The 21,406-nt window shown below is 51.4% G+C and carries 17 protein-coding genes and 1 pseudogene; 9 read left to right on the forward strand and 9 right to left on the reverse strand.

What is annotated here, in order from left to right:
* Positions 1-9: 9 nt before the first annotated feature.
* Both NI000_RS22205 and NI000_RS22210 read right to left on the reverse strand, forming a co-directional pair.
* Positions 10-630: a PH domain-containing protein gene (locus tag NI000_RS22205; protein WP_054972674.1), complete on the reverse strand. Its 621-nt coding sequence runs from the start codon at positions 628-630 to the stop codon at positions 10-12.
* A 122-nt stretch (positions 631-752) separates the two neighbouring features.
* The gene (locus NI000_RS22210) at positions 753-1,754 is read right to left on the reverse strand and encodes an ABC transporter substrate-binding protein (protein ID WP_253413594.1); all 1,002 of its coding nucleotides are present in this window, start codon (positions 1,752-1,754) and stop codon (positions 753-755) included.
* A 487-nt stretch (positions 1,755-2,241) separates the two neighbouring features.
* Here NI000_RS22210 and NI000_RS22215 point away from each other — a divergent pair, with 487 nt between their 5' ends.
* The 3 genes from NI000_RS22215 (at position 2,242) to NI000_RS22225 (ending at position 6,414) form a co-directional block, all read left to right on the forward strand.
* The gene (locus NI000_RS22215) at positions 2,242-3,033 is read left to right on the forward strand and encodes a M48 family metallopeptidase (protein WP_253413595.1); all 792 of its coding nucleotides are present in this window, start codon (positions 2,242-2,244) and stop codon (positions 3,031-3,033) included.
* A 263-nt stretch (positions 3,034-3,296) separates the two neighbouring features.
* Complete coding sequence (locus tag NI000_RS22220) at positions 3,297-4,796, forward strand: stalk domain-containing protein (protein WP_253413596.1); 1,500 nt, start codon at positions 3,297-3,299, stop codon at positions 4,794-4,796.
* Positions 4,797-4,860: 64 nt separating this feature from the next.
* Positions 4,861-6,414: a stalk domain-containing protein gene (locus NI000_RS22225; RefSeq protein ID WP_253413597.1), complete on the forward strand. Its 1,554-nt coding sequence runs from the start codon at positions 4,861-4,863 to the stop codon at positions 6,412-6,414.
* A 51-nt stretch (positions 6,415-6,465) separates the two neighbouring features.
* Here NI000_RS22225 and NI000_RS22230 read toward each other — a convergent pair whose 3' ends face one another.
* The gene (locus NI000_RS22230) at positions 6,466-7,263 is read right to left on the reverse strand and encodes a helix-turn-helix transcriptional regulator (RefSeq protein ID WP_253413598.1); all 798 of its coding nucleotides are present in this window, start codon (positions 7,261-7,263) and stop codon (positions 6,466-6,468) included.
* 271 nt (positions 7,264-7,534) lie between these two features.
* Between NI000_RS22230 and NI000_RS22235 the strand changes: the two genes are divergently transcribed.
* The 6 genes from NI000_RS22235 (at position 7,535) to opp4C (ending at position 14,106) form a co-directional block, all read left to right on the forward strand.
* Positions 7,535-7,945 (forward strand): VOC family protein, encoded by a 411-nt coding sequence (locus NI000_RS22235; protein WP_253413599.1) that lies wholly within the window; start codon positions 7,535-7,537, stop codon positions 7,943-7,945.
* A 493-nt stretch (positions 7,946-8,438) separates the two neighbouring features.
* Complete coding sequence (locus NI000_RS22240) at positions 8,439-9,455, forward strand: ABC transporter ATP-binding protein (protein ID WP_253413600.1); 1,017 nt, start codon at positions 8,439-8,441, stop codon at positions 9,453-9,455.
* On the forward strand, positions 9,452-10,435 hold the full coding sequence (locus tag NI000_RS22245) for an ABC transporter ATP-binding protein (RefSeq protein ID WP_253413601.1): 984 nt from the start codon (positions 9,452-9,454) through the stop codon (positions 10,433-10,435). The genes NI000_RS22240 and NI000_RS22245 overlap by 4 nt, the downstream gene beginning before the upstream one ends.
* 28 nt (positions 10,436-10,463) lie before the next feature.
* A complete protein-coding gene (gene opp4A / locus NI000_RS22250; RefSeq protein WP_253413602.1) occupies positions 10,464-12,200 on the forward strand; it encodes an oligopeptide ABC transporter substrate-binding protein in 1,737 nt (578 codons plus the stop codon).
* 22 nt (positions 12,201-12,222) lie between these two features.
* On the forward strand, positions 12,223-13,188 hold the full coding sequence (gene opp4B, locus NI000_RS22255) for an oligopeptide ABC transporter permease (RefSeq protein ID WP_253413603.1): 966 nt from the start codon (positions 12,223-12,225) through the stop codon (positions 13,186-13,188).
* 18 nt (positions 13,189-13,206) lie between these two features.
* The gene (opp4C, locus tag NI000_RS22260; protein WP_253413604.1) at positions 13,207-14,106 is read left to right on the forward strand and encodes an oligopeptide ABC transporter permease; all 900 of its coding nucleotides are present in this window, start codon (positions 13,207-13,209) and stop codon (positions 14,104-14,106) included.
* Positions 14,107-14,395: 289 nt separating this feature from the next.
* Here the strand turns inward: opp4C and NI000_RS22265 are convergent, their stop codons facing one another.
* The 6 genes and pseudogenes from NI000_RS22265 to NI000_RS22285 form a co-directional block, all read right to left on the reverse strand.
* Positions 14,396-14,833, reverse strand: a complete 438-nt coding sequence (locus NI000_RS22265; RefSeq protein ID WP_253413605.1) for a hypothetical protein — start codon at positions 14,831-14,833, stop codon at positions 14,396-14,398.
* The gene (locus tag NI000_RS22270) at positions 14,830-15,201 is read right to left on the reverse strand and encodes a hypothetical protein (protein ID WP_253413607.1); all 372 of its coding nucleotides are present in this window, start codon (positions 15,199-15,201) and stop codon (positions 14,830-14,832) included. The genes NI000_RS22265 and NI000_RS22270 overlap by 4 nt, the downstream gene beginning before the upstream one ends.
* Before the next feature lie 43 nt (positions 15,202-15,244).
* Positions 15,245-15,676, reverse strand: coding sequence for a hypothetical protein (locus tag NI000_RS22275; protein ID WP_253413608.1), 432 nt, complete (start codon positions 15,674-15,676; stop codon positions 15,245-15,247).
* 729 nt (positions 15,677-16,405) lie between these two features.
* Positions 16,406-16,861, reverse strand: a complete 456-nt coding sequence (locus NI000_RS22280; protein ID WP_253413609.1) for a hypothetical protein — start codon at positions 16,859-16,861, stop codon at positions 16,406-16,408.
* Positions 16,862-17,349: 488 nt separating this feature from the next.
* Positions 17,350-17,427 (reverse strand): annotated as a pseudogene (locus NI000_RS37180) (hypothetical protein); the annotation flags it as partial.
* Between the two features lie 519 nt (positions 17,428-17,946).
* A complete protein-coding gene (locus NI000_RS22285; protein ID WP_253413610.1) occupies positions 17,947-21,321 on the reverse strand; it encodes a GH36-type glycosyl hydrolase domain-containing protein in 3,375 nt (1,124 codons plus the stop codon).
* Positions 21,322-21,406: the final 85 nt, after the last annotated feature.

Genomic DNA, 21,406 nt, shown 5'->3' on the forward strand with positions numbered 1-21,406 from the left:
TGCTCTCTTTTATTGATTAATATACTTCTCGAACACGAAGCCGAAGTCTTTGATTTTATACTGCTTGCGGGCATTGGTCAGCCAGTCGAATGCCGCCTGGTTGATTTCCTTGAACTGTCCGGCGGTATCGATGTCGTGCTTGACCACGCGGTTCAAGGTAGAAGATGCCAGCTCAAGGCTTTCCTTCGCGTACGCCATCGCCACTTCGTTCTCATGCGTGAGCTCGGAAATCTTGATGAGCGCTTTGTACAGGTCTTTGACCTCGGCAATATGCTTTTTATGCACATCGATGGAGAACGCTGCGGAACCGGAGCCCATCGTAAATTTGATTTCGACGTCCAGATCCACCGTTCCGGCCGTTTCCAGCAGAACGTCCGAGATGTTGTAGCTGCTGTAGCTGTAGCGGTGCAGCGTGCGCTTCTTGCTGATGGCGCTCGTGCCGTCCAGATGAATCAGCGCCAGATTGGTGAAGCAGTATTCGTCCGTCTTGGACTTGATAAGGAAGTAAATTTTCTCATTGTCTTCGTGCATCACGTAATCGTCGGAGTCTACCTTGTCGTAATCCTGCGGTTTAATGACCGACCCGATGTCGCTGATTCCCAAGATGTCGGCGGCTACTTTCCCAAACATGTCATCATCCCTCTCCCTGATCTGCTGGCTATGGTCAATCCAACACGATTATATCATTCCGCGCTGTGGAACGGTATGCTACTTTAATCGCAGTCGAAAAGCTTATCGCCATGGTGCGCCTGTTATTTCATCATGAGCTTCGGCATCTCGTCGAGCAGCCAATCTAATGTAATGGGATCGTAAAACGACCATTTACTGCCGACCACATAAGCCTTCCCATTCTTCACCGCGGGGAGGTTGCGCCATACGGGGCTATTCATGAGCTCCTCCGCCCCTTTTTTGGCGTTCTCGTTGTTATCCAACGTGACTAAAAAAATCCGGTCTCCGGCATAGTCGGGCAGCGTTTCATTCGAGATCGACTGCCATAGAAGGGTCGGCTTATCTTTGAAAAGAGCCGCCACTTTCTCCGGACGCGAAAATCCGAGCGCATCATAGAGCGTGGAGCTAAGCCGCTGATTCCCGTATACATAGAGCAGCTTATCCTGGAAAAAGACGAACGCCGAAGCCGTTTCGCCCTCCTTGATGTAAGGCTTGAGCTGCTCCCGCTTCTGCTGGGCTTTTGCTTTGTACCGGGCCGTCCAGGCTTCCGCCTCCTTGCTTTTTCCCAGCACGTCGCCCATCGTTTTCATGCGCGTAAAAACATCGTCCGTATAGCTCACCGCTACGGTAGGAGCTACCTTGGATAAGGCATCCAGGCAGGTCTGCTCCAGAAAATCAGGGACAATAATAAGATCCGGGCTGAGCGAAAGGACTTTCTCCACATTGGGGTTCACTCCCTCCCCTCCGATATCTTCGATCCCCTGCAGCTGATCCTTGGTCAGAATCAGATTGGCATTGATCCAATTCGTGGCAACAGGCTTTACGCCCAAAGATATCGCTTCGGCGGCATAATAATGGACCACGGCCCTTTGAGGGGCGGCCGGAATAGTAACCTCGCGTCCTTTGGCATCTTTAAACAATCGGGTTGCCGCTTCCTTTTTCCCTTGTCCCGCTTCCTTATTCGCAGATTCTTGGCCCTGCCGGGCGGCGTCCGGAGTCCCCGTAGTACTGGCGCAAGCCAGCAGCAGAGAGGCCATCAGAATGAAGGCGCCGATTAGGCAAATGACTTTTTTGACAGGCAGCATGATTTCCTCCTAGATGAGATTGATAATCGTTATCACATCCATGATCTTACATGACTCGTACCGGTCCGGCAACGAATATTTTCAACGATCGGACAAGCTTCAACAGGCCGGTATTCCCTGCAATCACTGCATCCGAGCCAAATTTCCAATAATGTCTAAACAAATCGCGGGGCAATGCCGACATTTAGGAATGAGCCTTGGATACACGGCACATTGAGCTTGTTGAGAAAGTGGTCATTTACAAAAATAGAGATGCAAACGTAGGTGGGGTATCCACTGGAGAAGCGATAGCGGCCGCCTTTGTCTTCGGGAAATGTCCGCTATTAAGCGGCTTCCATTCAAATTTCCCGAGGACAAGAGCAGTCGGAAGTGGCTACCCCACCCCATCGTAACCTCTATGACCTCAATTGACCACTTTCTCAACAGCCTGCTTGAACACAAGGTACATTATTCATCAGAGAAAAGGAACGAGCACTGCATGAACCCCATGAATCCGCGGTTAATTCACAGCAAAGAAACGTCGTACTTCATTATTAGCCTGCTCTTTAGCATCATGGTCTATTTCGGCCTGATCGTATCGCTGATCGGCATCTTTTATCTATTGATCGGTCTTGGTATCACGTTTTTCCTTCACGGCCTTATGATCGGCCACATCCGAAGCAACGGGGTCAAGCTGACGGAGCATCAGTTCCCTGCGGTGCACCGGAAGGTGCGCGAGCTGTGCGAGCGAATGGATATCCGGCAGGTTCCCGATGTGTTCGTCCTTCAATCGGACGGGATGCTGAATGCTTTCGCCTCGCGTTTTTTCGGCCGCAACTTCGTCGTGCTGTACTCCAATTTGTTCGAAATGGCGGACAGCGAAGAAGACGAGCTGGCTTACGTCATCGCACACGAATTGGCGCATATCAAGCGGAATCACATGACAAAAAGCCTGCTGCTGCTGCCCGCCCAATGGATGCCTTTCCTGGGCAAAGCTTATTCGAGAGCCTGCGAGTACACCTGCGACAGGATGGCGGCGGCGTATACGGGGAATGCCCCGGCGGCGATCTCCGCCCTGACCATTCTGGCCATCGGCCGAACGATGTACGCCAAGGTGAACGTCGCCGAATACGTGGCCGAGAGCCGCAAAGAAACGGGCTTCTTCGTCTGGTTCAGCTATGCCCTGTCGACCCATCCCCCGCTGCCCAAGCGCATCGAGCAGATGGAGCTGATGCAGGCGCAGCCGCAGCTGTTCGGCTATGCCTCGCCCGCCTTCGAGCGGGAGTCCTTCGCCTCCTGACGGAACCGACGGGCAGCGAATGTCCCGCACCAAGCCCGAAAAGCCTGTCATTTTACGATGGCAGGTTTTTTTGCAACATTTTCCACGTTGTGCCGTATTAACGGTTAAGATACGACAAATTTCCTAAAAATCTTCTTTTTTACCCGGTAGTATAAGTCGAATTTCCTAGAAAATTGTCGACAATGCAGGAAATAACTCTTATACTATTTGTAATATTTTGTTATCTTCTACCGAAAAACCACCACCCAAAGGAGCAACTAGCTATGAAAATGAACCTTCGGCTGTCTCAAACCGTTTCCGCTACGCTGGCTTCCGCCATGCTCGTTACGGCTGTCCCCGCTTTTGCCGCAAACAGCGCCAAACCTGGCGTCAATATGGATATCGGCATTCAAGTCGACGGAAGAGTGCTTGTTCCGCTGCGCGACATCTCCGACGAATTAGGAGCTAAGCTAAGCTGGGAAGAAAGCACGAAATCGATCACTCTGACGAGAGACAGTACTACCGTCCAATTGAAAATCGGCGACCCGACCGTCCAGGTAAACGGCAAGTCCCAGACGCTCGATGTCCCGCCGCAGATCAAGGGCGATCAAACATTTGTTCCCGTACGTTTTGTGGCAGAAGCCTTCGGCGCCAAGGTGGAATGGGACACCGAAGCCCAATCGACACATATCGACACCAAAGAGAAAGATATGTATATTATCTCCCGGCCGTATTTCGAGCTGGACGGCGTGCCGCTTGTGTACGATGGCGAGATGAAGAACGGTCTGCCCGACGGAAAAGGCTTTGCTGCTAAAGGAACCTCCATCTACGGCGAAAAATGGTTCGAGGGCCAATGGAAGGACGGAAAACCGGTCCGGGAAGAAGCGCCTCCAGGGACCGAAGGCTATAAAATCTACATTAACGGAAGCTACTTGAAGTCGGACTATGCTCCGATCGTTCGCAATAACGCCGTCTATGTGCCTTTATGGGCCGTACTTGGCAAGGTGAACGCATCGGCCCAAGCCGTAGACGGGGTCATCCGGATCAATCATCCGAGCCGCATTTTGCTGCTGCGCGCCAATAGCAACCTGCTGACGTATTACGGAGGCAAGATGGACTCGCACACGGTACGACTGGACTTTCCGCCGATCTCGGAGAACGATGTCATTTATGTGCCGCTTGTCTTTTTAACGGATTATATGGACATGAAAATCGTTTGGGGAGAACAGCAGCGGGTGGATCTCACCGTCGGGGACTTGTCGAAAAACAATACTTGGGGCCAACAAGGCATCATTTCCGATGGAATCAAAAAGCTGAGACTCGATTCGGACGCCGAAGCGATATGGAAGAACTATCCCAACCTATGGGTGGATTCCCTGCCCCGCAGCAGCGATGGCGCCATGAACGGCGGATTCGAAAGATTCGAGCAGTTGGCCGTCATCAGCTACAGCGGTCCGACCGTCGTCTTAAGCAACGGGAGCAAGAACGTCCAGTTTAATTTCGATTCGATCGAAGCCATCCATAGATCGTTCTTCACCGCCGATCCACTGGCCCAATTCGACTGGCCGGAAAGCGTGAAAGCGGGTATTCGCCAACAAAAAGTCAGGGTCGGTATGACTCAGGAACAAGTCCTGATGTCTTGGGGCAAGCCGGACGATATCAATAAAACGACCGGCAGCTTCGGCACGTTCGAGCAATGGGTATACCGCGGTCCGAGCATCGGCACCGGCAATTATTTGTACTTCACCGACGGCGTGCTCACCTCGACTCAAACTTTAAAGTAAGTCTAATCCAAGAGGCCGTCTCTATCGGGAGACGGCTCCTTTTGTAAGAAGGAAGGTGCACAGAATGAAGCGGAAAGGGCCCAAAGCGCTTATTAGTCTCTTGGTATTAAGTTTATTCATAGGTCCCTCTATTCTTGAAGCAAAAGGCAGCGGAAGCAGCGGGGGCGGGAGCAGAGGCAGCAGTTCGTCGAAAAGCGGCAGCTCCAGCGCCCCCAAGAGCAAGCCGAATGTGCAGAAAGGCAAAAGCTACTACAAACAACAAAAACCGTACTATAAGAAAAAAACAGGCGGTGACGACTACGAATACTACGAATATGAGTATATCGACGACGGATACGATTACGAAGAGAGCGAGGACGATGAAGCGCCCAACAATGGTTACCAGCCTCCGCCGCCGAAACCAAAGCCCGAGCCGCTAATCGAAAGAAGCACCATCGTAGAAAATCAGAATCCTCCCGGTCCGTCCTGCAGACATGTAACAGACGAGTACCTGCGCAGTACACAATACAATGATTACTACAAGCGCATTTGGGATTGCCGATTGTTTACTGACAATGGAACCGTGTACCAGCAATCCGGACTTCGGGTGTCGTTAAATCGGAATCCCGTATATTTCGAGCAGCTCCCCATCGATATTAACGCGCACGCCTTAGTTCCCTTCCGGAAAATCGCCGAGCAGTTGGGCGCGGTAATCAGCTACGATGAACCGACTCAAACGATTACGGTGAAAAACGCCGCGGATACCGTCACCATGCGGATCAATAATCCGACGATTCAGGTTAACGGGCAAAATGTTACCTTGGACGTGCCTCCGCAAACGATTTACGGCCTCACCTTCGTCCCGCTTCGGGCGCTGACCGAAGCGTTCGGAGCCAAAGTGGACTACGATGCCGAGAAGCATGCCGCCTTCATTACGGCGAGGATTAAAGTCAAGGTGACCGAGGTGATCCATGGGGATACATACAAGGTGCTGTTCGGGGAAACGGAACGAATCGTAAAGCTGGAAGATACGGCAGCACCTGCGGCCTCCGGGCCTCGTGAACAGCCCTACGGCAAAGAGGCGGCAGCGTTTGCCGCTGCACAGCTAGTGGGCCAAGCGATCGAGTTGGAGCTGCCGAGCGGATACAAGCAGGAAACCGACCGTTCGCTGTACGCGGTCGTATGGCTGAATGGCAAACGGTTCAGCGATTCGCTGCTTCAAGAAGGCTATGCGGCAACCTATTCCAACCTGCCGGAATCCCGACAGCTGGCAGACGAGGCCAAAGCGAAGAAGCTGCGAATCTGGTCGGACGAAGCCCAGCTTAGTCAGATCGATCCAGCCAACAATGCGGAAAAGCTGAGGTATACCCTGAAAGGGAAGCCTGTCAAAGGGGCAAATGAGAAAGAAGCGGTCATTGAACTCACTCCGCTGAATGAAACCGAGTGGGTCCGCTATCGGATTCTACCCGAGAATTACAAGAAAGAAGCGATTTACTCCGCCGTCGACTATCAAACTTACGTAATGAGTGTCGATACGGTAATCGTCAAGCTGGTGTATAACAATAAAACATATGCCGAAGCCGTCGTGAAACATTCGCTCGACTCCAGCACGTTCCAATTGTATGACGAAGGAAAATAGCCCCATGATCAAGGCTCTATCCGGCTCCACAACGGATAGAGCCTTTTCCGCTTAGCGGTAGCTCGTTTGCAACCGCTCGCTCAGGAACCTGTTCATCAACAAGGGTAAAGAAATGAGGATGGGCGGATCGTCCAGCCGGGGGACATGAAGCATCACTTGCTGATAAGGAACAGAGGAATACGGCTGAACGACGATCGGCTCTCTTGAACGGGTGCGCAAGGTGTTATGCGGGAGCAAAAAGTCCACCGCCTGCATCCCCCAGGAAACCGATGTGGCCATAAGGTAATAGGTGCCCGGCTTCACGCCGGTAAAGCAAAATTCCCCTAGCGAGGAGAGCAGTGTGCCGTGCAGTGGAATTCCTTCGGGAATCGGCTTCGGAAACAAGCCGATCAGAATAACGCCTTCGAAAGGGATCTCCGCTTGTACGGTCCCCTCGATTCTTGCATAGTGATCGAAAACGGGACGCCCCGACGTCCAATCGCTGAGCCGCTGCAACGTCCGGAAATGGCTGTCCGCTTGAGGCGTCGAGTTGCGGAAGTCGGACGGCGTCACGCCGACTCGTTCGGTAAACCTCGTTGTAAAGGTTCCCAGACTCTGCTGTCCGATCTCCAGTCCGATATCGCGAACACTCAGATTCGTGCGCAGCAGCAAGTCTTTTGCCTTTTGCAGACGGAGGGAAGAAACATAATATAACGGCGGGAGGCCGATCCTTTCCTTAAAAATGCGCGTGAAATGAAACGGACTGTAGCCTGCATAAGCGGCCAAGCGAGCAAGCGGGAGCGGATCATAAATATTCCAATGAATATAGGCGATCACCGCGTCGATCTCCGGATACTTGTCGGTCGCCATTCCTTCACTTCCTTCCAATCACGTTCCTCTAGTCAAACGCTTCCAATTTACGGAACAAACGTTCGCTTCCATATTATCATAATTATGATAGGCGTGGAACAGTAAATTTCAATTTAAATCCTCTTTTATGCCTCGGAATATCACACGATATGTTAGATTAAAGAAGTGGATTTCTCGCCAAAACAGCAATCCGTAAGAAACCGGAAATCCGGGGGAATGCTATACTTAGGATGAAATCGACCAAAACCAGCGGATGAAAGGATGTTGTATCATGGCGAAGCTTATACCTTATCTGGTCTCGGAGGATGCAAGAGCTCAAGCGGAGTTCTATATCAACGCGCTCGGCGGAGAAATTCGGTCCGTGATGACGCATGGACAGCTTCCGGATGCAAGCGAAGCGGTGAAAGACAAAGTGCTGCATATGTGTGTGATGGCCGGCGGAATTACCTTCTTTATGAGCGATTCCGTCTTCGCGCCGCTTAACCATGGGAACGGCATTCAACTGAATCTGGAATTCCCGACGGAAGCCGAAGCCCGCGAGGCATTCGCCAAGCTTGGGGAGGGCGGCACTGTAAAGCACCCGCTGGAGCCGGCGTTCTGGGGCAGCCTGTTCGGCCAGATCGAAGATAAGTACGGCGTGATCTGGATGATCACCAACGAAGCCCAAGCAAGCCAAGCCTGATCCTTTTCATTAGCTGTTCGCGTATGCCTCATACAAGGATGATACAGACCGCAGGCACAGCCTTGCGGTCTTTTTGCGTATTAATAGTTAACAAGAAATGTTATATTTCTCCCCCCACAAACAGAACATGCCTTCGATAAAATTCAACAATTCGTGCGAACAAAAAAAGGGGGGTGACAAAAAAAGGGAGTGTATGTAAAATGTGTAGTAATGTCATTGCTTTTAATTGTCGCAATTTTTCGCCAACGGTTTATTACTAAACTACGACGACTTCTACAGCATACACCATCGGATTTGGTGACCTCACGAATCTCATACCTATCACGATCGTCCACACGACGCCATGATCCAGGGACGATCCCCTCTCCACTGTTCCAAACGCCTGAGTCTAGTACATAAGCAATCTCTCGGTCTTAAAAATTTAATCAAGCAGCCATAGTGTTGGAAGCGTTTTCCAAACATTGTAAATCGGCAAACTTCTCGAGGTGATCCTATGAACAATCCGTCGAGCGCCTTGCTTGACATCCGTCATTTGAGTGCAGGATTTTCCATTGAAGGGAATTATTATCGCGCGGTCGACGATGTGTCTCTCCGCTTGTTGCCCGGGCAGGTGCTCGGCATCGTCGGGGAATCCGGCTGCGGCAAATCCGTCATGTCCTTGTCCATCATGAAATTGCTGCCCAAGAAAATAAGCCGGATGGATAGCGGGGAAATCTGGTTTGCCGGCAGCAACCTGATGAATTTATCCGAGAGCGAGCTGCTCAAGCTGCGGGGCAGCGATATCGGAATGGTGTTTCAAGAGCCGATGACCGCGCTTAATCCGGTATTTACCGTCGGGTATCAAATCGAGGAAGTACTGGAGAATCATCTTGTCATGAGCAAGAAAGACAGGCGCAGACGCAGCATCGAATTGCTTAAGTCCGTCGGCATCCCTCATGCCGAGCGCATTGTCGGCGAATATCCGCATCAGCTATCGGGCGGTATGCGTCAGCGCGTCATGATTGCGATGGCGATCGCCTGCAACCCGAAGCTGCTGATCGCCGACGAGCCGACGACCGCTCTGGACGTCACGATCCAAGCGCAAATTATTGAGCTGCTTAAAGATATTCAGCAGCAGAGAGGCATGTCCATGATTCTGATCACGCACGACCTCGGCGTTGTCGCCGAGATGGCCGATACGGTCGCTGTCATGTATGCCGGTCAAATCGTGGAACAAGGGCACGTCACGCAAATTTTCTACGAGCCCAAGCATCCGTATTTGCAGCTGCTGCTGCAATCGCTCCCCCGCCTTGACGAGGAGCAGGAGCGATTAAATTCGATTAGCGGCATCGTCCCGTCGCTTGTACATATGCCCCGAACCGGCTGCCGGTTCGCCGGACGTTGTCCGAGCGCCAGCGACGATTGCCGGAGGCTGACGCCGCAGCTTGCTGATGTCGGCGGCGGCCATTACGTTCGCTGTCTGAACTTTTCAGCGAGCATGCCGGCAGCCCAGGAGGAGGAAACCGCATGAATGACTTGACCGCTCATGACCGCCCATTGCTGCAAGTCCTCAATCTGAAAAAGCATTATCCAATTCACGGCGGGCTCTTTCGGAGGCAAGTCGGCTCGATTCAGGCGGTGAACGACTTCTCGCTAACGATGCGGCGGGGCGAAACCGTCGGACTTGTGGGAGAATCCGGCTGCGGCAAATCGACGACCGGACGCGCTATCATGCGTCTCATCGAGCCGACGGCAGGCACGATCTTTTTTGAAGGTCAGGATATTACCCGAATCAAGGGCGAAGGGCTGCGGCAAATCCGCAAGCATATGCAGATGGTGTTTCAGGACCCGTTCAGCTCGCTGAATCCGAAAATGATGGTCGGCCATCTCGTCTCCGAGCCTATCCGCAATTATGAATCGCGTACCGGGAAAGAGCTGGAGGAGCGCGTTGCCGAGCTGCTCGTGAAGGTCGGACTTTCCGAGGACTCTTATTATAAATATCCCCACGAGTTTTCCGGCGGGCAGCGGCAGCGTATCAGTATCGCGAGAACGCTGGCGTTAAAGCCCAAGCTCGTCGTAGCCGACGAACCCGTGTCCGCGCTCGATGTGTCGATTCAGTCGCAAGTGCTGAACCTGCTGCAGGACATTCAAGCCGATTTCGGGCTGTCCTATCTGTTCATCGCTCACGATTTGAGCGTCGTGAAACATATCAGCGACCGGATCGGCGTCATGTACTTGGGGCGGCTCGTCGAGATTACGGATAAGAAGAGCTTGTATAAACAGCCGCTCCATCCTTACACCCAGGCTTTATTGTCCGCCGTGCCGATCCCCGATCCGAACGCTAAGCGGGAGCGAATCGTGCTGCAAGGCGATGTGCCGAGTCCGGCCAATCCGCCGGTCGGCTGCGCCTTTCATCCGCGCTGCCGCCATGCCGTTGCCGCTTGCCGGGAAGAGCAGCCCACGCTTAAACAGGTGGCGCCTCACCACGAGGTCGCCTGTCATTTGTATTGAATCATCTCATAAAAGGAGGATGCGTTCCATGGAAAAAAAAGCTTCAATTGTTTTATCCGCCCTGCTGTTTCTTGCCGTGTCCCTAACCGGCTGCACGGATAATGCACCGAAGGGGACGGAAGCGCCAAAAAAGGTCGAAGAGAACAAAGCGGCTCCAAGCGAGCCGAAACCGGGGGGCATTGTAAAGTACGGCTACACGCAGCCGTTCAAGGGGGTGCTTGATCGAGCATTTTATGGCGGTCAAGACGACGATTTGATTTTGCGGTTCATGATGGACGACCTGCTCAAAACCGGCGATGACCTCAAGACGTATCCCAATATTGCCGAATGGACGGAATCGGCCGATCATAAGACGTTTACGTTCAAGATCAAGCCCGGCATCAAGTGGCACAATGGCGATGAACTGACGATGGAGGACTGGAAGTTCGCGCTGGAGACCATTGCTCATAAAGACTATACGGCGGCCGGGGGCAGCAGGTACAGCAACGTTGAGATGATTGTCGGCGTTGAGGATTACCGCGAAGGCAAAGCCAAAGATATTGCCGGCATCAAGCTGATCGACAACTACACGATGTCGGTTACCGTCAAAAGCGCTGCGCCGAATACGATCTCGAACCTGTGGTCGTATCCGATGCCGAAAAAGTATTTTGCCGGTGTTGCCGTCAAAGATATGCTCAATTCCGATCAAGTCCGCAAAAAGCCGATCGGCATCGGGCCGTTTAAAGTAAAAAAGATTCAGCCGGGCGAGTATGTCGAAATGGAGCGGTTCGGCGACTATTGGGGAGGCAAGCCGCTGCTCGACGGCGTGATCTACAAGGTGGTTGCCGGCAATATGGCGACCAGTCTGCTGGAAAACGGCGAAATCGACATCATGGAAGTGCCGAACAGTCAATTTAAAGACGTTGAAAAGCTGAAAAACGTCAATATCGATAAACAAGATGCGCTTTCCTACGCCTATATCGGCTTCAAGCTGGGAACGTGGGACAAGAAATCCGAGAAAATTATTGCGAACCCGAAATCCAAGTTCGCCGACAAGCGCCTGCGGCAGGCGATGTATTACGCGCTGGACCGGCAAGCGCTGATCGATGCGTTCTCCAACGGTCTGTCCAAAACGATCTCCGCCCCCATGCCGGGAGTAAGCTGGGCGAAGATTCCGGACGATCAATTGAATCCGTACGAATACAATCCCGATAAAGCGAAGAAGTTGCTCGACGAAGCGGGATACAAAGATACGAACGGCGACGGATTGCGTGAAGATCCGCAAGGGAACAAGCTCACGTTTAACTTCGACGCCATGTCCGGCACGGAGGTTGCCGCGCCGCGCGCCCAAACGATGATGCAGATGTGGAAGGATGTGGGACTTGACGTAAAGCTGAACGGAGGCGCATTGAAAGAGTTCAACGCCTTCTACGATGTGGTCGAGAATGACGATCCGTCTGTCGAGCTGTTCGCCGGCGCATGGTCGCTTGCCAGCGATCCCGATCCGAAGGCATTATGGAAGAGCAACGTGCTCTGGAATTTCCCGCGCTGGTACTCGGCCGAATCCGACCGCCTGATTGACGAAGGGATCAGCGAGAAGGCTTTTGATCTGAACTACCGCAAGGACGTGTATCACAAGTGGCAGAAGCTCGTGAACGAAGAAGTGCCGATGATGTTCCTGTATTCTCCGATCGATGTGACGGTGAGCAACAAACGTCTGCAGAACGTCAAGGCAAACGCGTTCACGAATCAAATCGACGTTCATAAGTGGTGGGTTACGCAATGATCGTATCCGGGAGGCTGGTCTTATGCTGACTTATGCATTGCGCAGACTACTGGGCATGATTCCGCTGCTCCTGCTCATCTCCGTCGTGGTGTTCACCCTGGCAAAATTAATGCCGGGGGACGCCCTGACGGGGATGATCGATCCGGCTAATGCGAAACCGGAATATATTGCCGAAATGCGCCAGCAGCTCGGTTATAACGACCCGATTCCGCAGCAGTTCATCCGTTGGTTCGGCAACATGCTGCAGGGTGACTTCGGGCAATCCTTCATTCATAAGAGGCCTGTGAGCGAGCTGTTTTTCCAGCGGCTTCAGAATACGGCCATCTTGGCTACGATGGCCATATGCATTACCTATGCGATCGCTTTCCTCACCGGGATGATCGCGGGCAGACGTCCGAATACGCCGATCGATTATTCGATCCAGACGGTCAGCTACATTGTCTATGCCCTTCCGAGCTTTATTATCGGAATCGTCTGCATCTACATCTTCTCGATCAAGCTCGGCTGGGTACCCGCCAGCGGATCGCGCAGCGTCGGCGTTGCCGACGGCACGCTTGCGTATTACTTGAACGTATTGAAAAATTCGCTGCTGCCCGCGTTCGTACTCGGCTCTTTGGGCACAGCCGCTTATACGCAATTTCTGCGCAATGACATTATCGAGAGCAGCCGCAAAGATTACGTCAGGACGGCACGGGCAAAAGGGACAAGCGAGCGGCATATTTACAACCGGCACATCCTGCGCAATTCGCTGATTCCCATGGTCACGTTTCTCGGTATCGATATCGGGGGATTGTTCGGCGGAGCGGTCATTACCGAGACGTTATTCGTTTATCCGGGAATGGGCGAGTTATTCGTCTCCTCGATCAGCAGCCGCGATTATTCCGTCGTGATGACGATTACGATGTTCGCGTCCGTCATGACGCTGATCGGCAACTTAATTTCCGATTTGCTGTACGGTTACGTCGATCCGCGTATCCGGCTTCGCTAGCATGAGAGGAGGATGGCTATGAATACCGCGACGAAGCCGTTGAATCAAACGATGCCCATCGGCAAAAAACGAAGTGCCTCTCCATGGGTTACGGGCTGGAACCGCTTTTTTCACAACAAGCTGGCGGTCGCCAGCCTCGCGTTTCTGGTCCTCATTGCGACCCTGTGTGTGCTGGCGCCGCTGCTGACGTCTTACGATCCTGTCAAAATCAACCTGCGCCTCATCAATAAGCCGCCGTCGGCGGAGTATCTGTTAGGAACGGACAAAGGCGGGCGCGATATTATCGCAAGATTGCTGTACGGCGGGCGCACGACGCTGCTGATTGCCGTAAGCATCAGCTTTTTCGTCACGTTTATCGGGGTGACCATCGGTTCTGTCGCCGGCTACTTCGGAGGCAAAATCGACAACATGTTAATGCGCTTCACCGATTTTATTATGATTTTTCCGTTTCTTATTTTTGTCATCGTCCTGAAGACGGTCATTGCGGACTCGGGCATTCTGGTGCTGATTGTCGTCATCAGCGTACTTGGCTGGGGCGGGATCGCCCGTCTTGTACGAAGCAAGGTGCTGGCGGAGAAGGAGAACGAGTACATCATGAGCGCCGTCGCGATCGGCTGCAAGCCATTTCAGGTCATCGTCAAGCATTTGCTGCCTAATGTGGCTTCTACCATTATTGTGCAGGCAATCGTCATCATGGCCGTTATGATCGGTGTAGAGACGGGTCTTAGCTTCCTTGGCTTCGGCGTGCCGGCCAATGTGCCAAGCTGGGGAAATATGATGTCGGATGCGATATCGCCCCAAGTTATCAAAAATCAATGGTGGGTTTGGCTGCCGTCTGCCGTCGTGATTACGTCTACGATTCTGGCCATTAACTTTATCGGGGAAGGCGCGAAGGAAGCGTTCGATCCGAAAGGATGATTTATGGACGACCATAGGCGCATACTCCCATATATGCGCCTACTCTTTTAATTTATCTTAAATACCTTTTTTATTAAGGGTCTAGTTACAAAATGATAGATTGCGATTGAAATTATTAAACCAATGCAAAGGCTACTGATGTTAGTTTTTAGCCTTAAGCGGTGATTTCCATTCGTGGAAATGCGTAAAAACGGCTCTTGTTCGCATCCTTGAACTCTGACCCGAATTATGAAGAGTTTGAAAAAGAGGCCCGTATGTTAAAGCAGCTATGAGATGACTTCTGAACCTATCAGGAGTCATCTTTTTTAATGTGCATTGAAACCGTCAGTTCGCTGGTTGATCTTCGCCCGGTACTTCCTTTTCCTCGCCGCTCCTCAAGTAGTCCCGGTTCGCTGTATGTCGCGTATACAGTGCGCCACCGTTCTAAGCTTCGTTTCGGCGTTTTCCGTCCGATGACATCGATGTTAAAATCTGCTCTAACAAAGATCTCCATGGGAGTTTGTCCTTCCTGGTAGGACATGATAGCAGCTACTTTAAACATGGGCGTATACATGATGCTCTTTTGGGACGCATGCTCCACGTTCGGATTAGCTTCCAATTGTTTTATTTCCTGCTCAGTAACCAATCTACCCATGTCCGCACCTCGCTTGTCCTCGATAGTTTGATTAAAACACAAAATGACCCACAAGAGAGTCACTTTTTTCAAAGTATACATCTTGCGGGTCACAGTTCAGGCAGCAATGTGGTTATCTTTTCAGAGTACCATGTGCCGTCTTTGGGGTAATATCCGTCTGGAATAATTTTCTCCCCTTTGAGGTCATCGCCAGTCCAAGACTTTATAACAATTTGATATTTCATGTCGGCTTTGGAGCCAGGTCCATTATCTTGCCATCCGTGAATCGTTACAGAAGAGGATGTCATATCAAATGTCCCACTGTAGGTACTCCTGCGGTCAGCTTTTATAAAATCACCTTCATAATATGCTACTGATGTTGAAGCAGGATATACTACATTTGTTGAAGCAGACGCTATAGCAACGTTATAGGATACAGCGATGATAGCAGATAAGAAAATTAGAGATAGTTTCTTTGACATGAATAAGCTCTCCTTTGAATTTGATTTGAAGTATTCAAACGTTTTATTTATCTACTCTTATTTCTTTTCCGGTAACTAGCAACTTCCATTGGCCCTTTTCGTCTTTAACTACAGGAAGTACTTGAGTGGTAATTATTCCATCTTTTTTTCTCGACATCTGAATAGTAACTGCAAATGTTTTATCATCGATCTTCTCAATATTTGCAATCTTATGTTTTTCAAAGGGGGCAGTTGTAAGCATTTGATTGTATTCATATTTTTGTTCTGCTACTGAGTCAAAGCGGGTATCTTTTACCCACTCCGTAATTTCATTTACATCTTTTTTTTCAATTGCAGCAAAGTAATTTTGTACAGATTTCTTTGCTTCTTGTACATCTGGCGCTGAAGCATTCGAATTATTTACTAACCAAAGTGATGAAGCTATGAGGCCAATAGCGAAAGAACTGGCAACAAAAACTTTAAAAGATGATTTCATTCTGCAAATCCCCTCTCAAAAATGGTAAATTTAGTATTTATATTACTATTTTTTTTAATTTTATGGCAATATATTTTTTGTTAGGTTAAAATTAACTATTGAAAGGTGAGATGTAAATGGCACTTCTGAAGGAAAGTGAGAAGCGTCAGGAACTCCAATTAATGCACGATGCAATATGGAAGGAGCTTGAAAATCGAGATGAGTTATTCGCCAGCACATTTTAAAAAAAACAACTGAACGAGTTGATTGACGAGACACCAACACATCCTTACAATGTTCAACCACGTTTATCCACTAAAGCTATCTTGGTAGCTGCACTTACCGGAGTTCTTTTGTTGCTCCTTGTTGTTTGGATGATTCTACAGTTGCCCTGAGAATCTAACAAACGTCACAGATTGTTTTGGAGACACGTTAAATAAATTTCCGCAATGGGCAATTTTCTCCCCGTGTAACAAATAAAAAAACGGTTTTTTATGCGCCTTAACGTCCTTAACGTATATTTTCCTTAAAATATTGGAGGTCGCCCATTCCAGCCATGCGCGGTGATGGCTTCGTCTAAGTCTTCAGCGCTAAGCTAGGGAAGACCAAAAAAAATAAACTCCCCTAGCCAAACGCCCCCCGTAGGAAGGAAGCCGCGAGGATCTCGCGAACCAGTTCCGTGTGGCCTTGGCAATTGTAAGAAAAAAACCAGCAAAAAGGATTGATTCTTTCCTTCTTGCTGGTTTTGTTTTAATAATACATTTTTATACTGGATACTTTAATACTTCCCGAAGAATTGTTGTTTTTAATATAGAAATACCCTTGTACATCTTCATTCGGTTTATACATTTCCCCGAATCCTGCAAATTTTCCACTATTAAGGCTTATTCTTGTCCCATCACTTTTCATAAAACCTACTTCGGCATTGTGGTTATCATCGAAATTAGCCGAAAACCAAGCGGTTACACCCTTTCCAATTGAAAAGTAGCTATTGGGGGCGGCACGTTCAAATGTAGCTGTTGCTCCGGAAGGGATTGTCGTGTCTGACCAACTCATATCTGCCATCATCTTGAAATCACCGCTTATTGTTCCTCGGGCAGAGTCCGAGGATACGCTGATTGGTTTAGGTTCACTAGCGTATACACCTGATGCTGTGGTCGCTAGTGCTGTAGCTGTAATTACGATGCTTAATGCCAACTTTTTCATCGGGGATTGATTCTCCTTTTACTTCATTTTATGTATTATTACAGATATAAAAGAATAAATGATATCTATACCCATAATTATACATTCAAATAAATAGACGTTCTTTTGTATGAAAATGTTTCGTTAAGAAAAAATATCAATCATTGAAGGTTATTTTTTTATGCCAAGTCACAGATTGCCGCCGGAAGAACAGAAGAAGATTCTCGGGCACCAATTACGTGTCCCGGAACGAGCACATATATATAACCCCGAATTTTGTACAAATGTCCGGTTCTCCAAAAACATAACATGACCATCTTTTTGGAGAAATCCTGTCGGTTGACCAGAACTTGATGTCATAAATGACAAGAACTTTATCCCCTTCACGTCCTTAATAAGCTTATCATTAGATTGTCAGCCTAGATACAAATCCGGGGAAAAGTGAAGATCGGCACTTGTCGCAAGGATGAACTCTGACCCGAATTATGAAGAGTTTGAAAAAGAGGCCCTTATGTTAAAGCAGCTATGAGATGACTTCTGAATTCATCAGGAGTCATCTTTTTTAATGTCCATTGATACCGTTCAGAGTTTGGAGGTTAGGGTATGTCTTATGTTCCTGTCAGAAAAAGTTCTGCTAACTGACATTACTTACATGCGTTACGGTAACGGTCAGTGGGCTTCTCTCTCCTGTGCAAAAAGATGGAGCGACAAAACAGTCTTGAGCCACTCAGCAGCGTCGTAATGAATCACAAAAGATCCGCCGATTGATGCGAAAATTCAGGTTGGTCGCCATTATGTGTCGAGCAGATCATGCCGCAAAATGGCTCGGCCTTGCCGCAAGGATAAAATGTGACCCACAAGATGGATGCAACCCGGTCGATGACGGGCTCCTGCGGGTCATACGCGATTTTGGGGAACTGCTGTTGTGATGCCTTGAGACGCCTTCCATCAAATTTGCCGTCTTTACCGGAATCTCCAACAATCGCTATAAGCGAACTTAATTTGTTGTTTACAAATACGGCGGCCGCCCGAACATGAATCTCATGTTCTGGACGACCGCCGCCGTGTTCATGGGCCGGGGCTTGAGAAGCTAGCCCCTCCCTTTATTACATGAAAATTTCGATCACATTGCCGGCTTCCGACCGATTGCCCTCAAATTCCCGCTTCCCGATCCGTACGCCGCCCTCCCGGTAACGGTTGGCAACGGGCTTCACGGTCAGCTCGCGGCCGTTCATCGTCATCCGGCTCAGGCCTTGCCCTTGACCGGTCAGACGATACACGAACTTGACCGGAGCCCCCATCACCTCGAATTCGAACTCCAGCCCGTCGAGCGACGGTGGCAGAACCGGATCGATGATCAAGTCGCCCTCGATCAGACGAATCCCCAAGGCATTGGCAATCAGCTGGTTCATATAAATTCCCGGACCGCTGGAATATATTCTCCAGCCGCCCTTCACCGGTACCGAGCCGTCGCGCAATTCGTCAAAGCGCTCCTGCGCCTCGTAGCGGGTGCTAAACTTCGCGTCGGAGCTGCTGAAGTAGGCATTGCTTTGCCGAAGCTCCGCGTTAGGCACGACGCTCCGCAGGCCGACCGGGTTAATCGTGGCCAGCCCCTTCCACACCTCGTCCGATTTGCCGAGCTTGGCCATCGCCTCGATAAAACGGATATGGGCGTGAACGTACTGCAGGCCGATTTCCCTGCCTACGTTAGCCGCCTGCTCGGCCCGCTTGAACTGCTTGCTGACGCCCCCGGCATAGTTCGCCGGGCGATCCATCAGCCGGACGCCGTCCGGATAGAACAGCTTCTCCTTGATGATCCGGTAATGGGCCTCCGCCTGCTCCTTCGTCAGCAGCTCGCCGATCATGCTGCGCGTCATCGGCAGCAGCCGGTAGCGGATGCCGGTTTTCGTATCCGACGGATGCAGCATCAGCTCGGCCTCGCCCGGCTTCTCCATGTATACGAATCCGGGAATGACCTCGGATTGCAGCATATACCGGTTAAAGTCCTCCCGGATGCCGTCGCCAAGCCGTTTCAGCTCGGCCGCCGTCTCCGCGTCCGCTTCTGCCAAAGCCGCCGCGAGCTGGCTGAATACTTGATACGTCAAGGCTACGGTCCAGCTGCTGATCAAATAGCGTTTCAGCTGGGCGTTCGCCGGCTGGAGCGTATCGTCCCAATCCCCGTCGCCGTACGAAGACAAGTGCGTACCGTGCAGAAAGTGCCGTTTGATATACTCAAGCTGCTTCTTGGCATGCTCCAGCACCGTCTCGGTCTGTTCCGTGAACGTAAAGCCGCCCCGCTTCGTATAAGGCAGCCGGACCTCCAGAATGGAAGCGTCCCCGGTCGCCGTCAAATAATCGCTCAGCACCTTGAGCGGCCACACGATAATATCGCCGTGGCTTTCTTCCTGCTGAATGAAGGCGTACCGGTCGAACATGAACCATTGCGGCCAGTTTCCGTCATCCTCGTATTGATGCGAGTACACGGTGGTCAGAATATCGCGCACGACGTCATATTTTTGCGTCGCCAAAAAGTATTCGGTCGGCCCCTGGCACACGTCGCGCGTTCCCCATGCTGCCCCGCCATATTGCTCCAGACCGTGCGGCACCGAGAAATGCACCAGCATATTGTGCGTATACCACCATGCAAGCGTATTAAGCTTGCTCAGCTCGTCCGGCTGTTCGCCGCGCCGGCTCAAGCGGAAGCCGTTCATGACCGTGCGGTAAAACTCGTGGTATCGCTCGATTTCCGCATCGGCATCCCGTTGGACAAACGGCGGCTCTTCCCCATGCAGCAAGCCCTGCACCGTAACGGTCCATTCGCTGCTTGCGCTGAGTGCGAGGACGACCAGGGAAGCAGAGCCCGGCTCCGCGTTCGAGGCCAGCAGCCGTTCGTCACCCGCCTGCATGTCCGCGCCTTCGATCCTCATGCGGTAGCACAGGCTTGGGTAAGCGCGGGCGCTGAGCGACTGGGCGTCCGCATAGAAAGTGAGCGTCCGGCCATCGTCCTGCTGCTGCATGCGGAACGGCAGCTCGTATTCGGCCGCGTTCATCGACACCTGGTTCGAGAGCAGGAAGCGGTAAGGCTTGTCGCTGGCCGAGCGGACGTGCAGCACAACCTCCGGCGTATCCACGGTCGTATAGTTCGTGATTACAAACAGCTCGTCCGCCGTTTTGTAGTACCAGCGGGCATAGTTGAAGCCCATCTCGAACATGGACGGCATCGCCAGCAGCCGGTACTGCCCGTCCAGCTCGACGTACATGCGCTGCCCTGACGTCTTCGGCACGTTCAGCGCATTGCGGGCGTTCGTCAGCATTTTGTTGAACGACGTATTGCCGACCACCAACTGCGCGTTGAACATCCCGTACATGTACGAGGTCGTTGTGATGACCTGCTCGTTCATCCGGTCGTTGTTCCCGGTCATGAGGATATGTCCGTGCGGACGCTCCATGCGCAGCTCTTTTTCCTTCAGTACGACATGCTCGTGGGTATCGGTGAAGAAGGACAGCAACTCTTCTCCGTCCCGCTCCTCTTGTTGACGGTTCGGGAACAAGTCCCCGACTTCCTGCTGCGTCATGGACAAGGTTCGCAGCGGCGCTCCGAGCTGGGGCGCTGCGCTGACCTTCGCCTGCCAAGAGCCGGAGGCCTGTACCGGGGCCGAGGACTCCCGCTCCCCGCTCTCGCGCCAAGCGTCCTGTACGTCGGCCTCGTATTCCAGAGCCGTTACCGCCTCCGGTTGGTTGTCCCGGAACAAGCCGTAAAAGACGAATCTCGCTTCTCCGGCCAGCTTGACCCGTTCGGATTGCAGCGCGATATATGCAAATTCGTATTGGTATACTTCGTTAGCCAGCGAAGCTTTGGCCAAAGCCTCAGGTTCGTCTGTTTCTTTGTAGGACAAGCCGAAAAATTGGAAGCCGTCCGTCGAATAACCGGCCGCTTTCGTCAGACAGCCCTGCTGAAGATAAGGAAATTTCCCCTGCTGCGGCTGATTTTGCCGGGAACAGACGACATATCCCTTCTGCGCGTCCTCGAATACCGCATGATCGATATATTGGGACAAATAAGCCTCATTGCTGCGGACGGCGCCCGAATGGGCAATACCCACGTCTTGACCGTAGACGATGTCGACTTCCGCCTCCTGCCCGTACACGGCAACGTCCCAGAACCATACCCCGCGCGCCGTTAAGCGAAAGGTCACTTGATAACGAAGCGCGCCGGCCTCGCCTTCCCAGATCACCCGGCTACCGTCCGCATGACGCACACGGCTTGCGGAACGGACGCCAAGCAAAGGTATCGCTTCTATGCCGGAAGCCCGGTGCTGCCGCAAATATAAATTGTTCAACGATCCGGTCACCGGGTCGGACAGCCATTGATTGATCATCGTATCTTGGCAAGCCGCTTCGTACAGATCGCCGCTGTTCAAGAAGGTAAACCGTAAATTCCCCGCCTCCGCCCGAAACCGGGACGTATTCAGCATGGTCATCGTCTCCACTCCGTTTTCTGTTTATATATGGGTGAAAAAAACCGCCGGACACCATCGCTCCAGCGGTCCTTTTTCGAAATAAGTT

Source organism: Paenibacillus tyrphae (genome assembly GCF_024158745.1).
Classification (GTDB): Bacteria; Bacillota; Bacilli; order Paenibacillales; family NBRC-103111; genus Paenibacillus_G; species Paenibacillus_G tyrfis_A.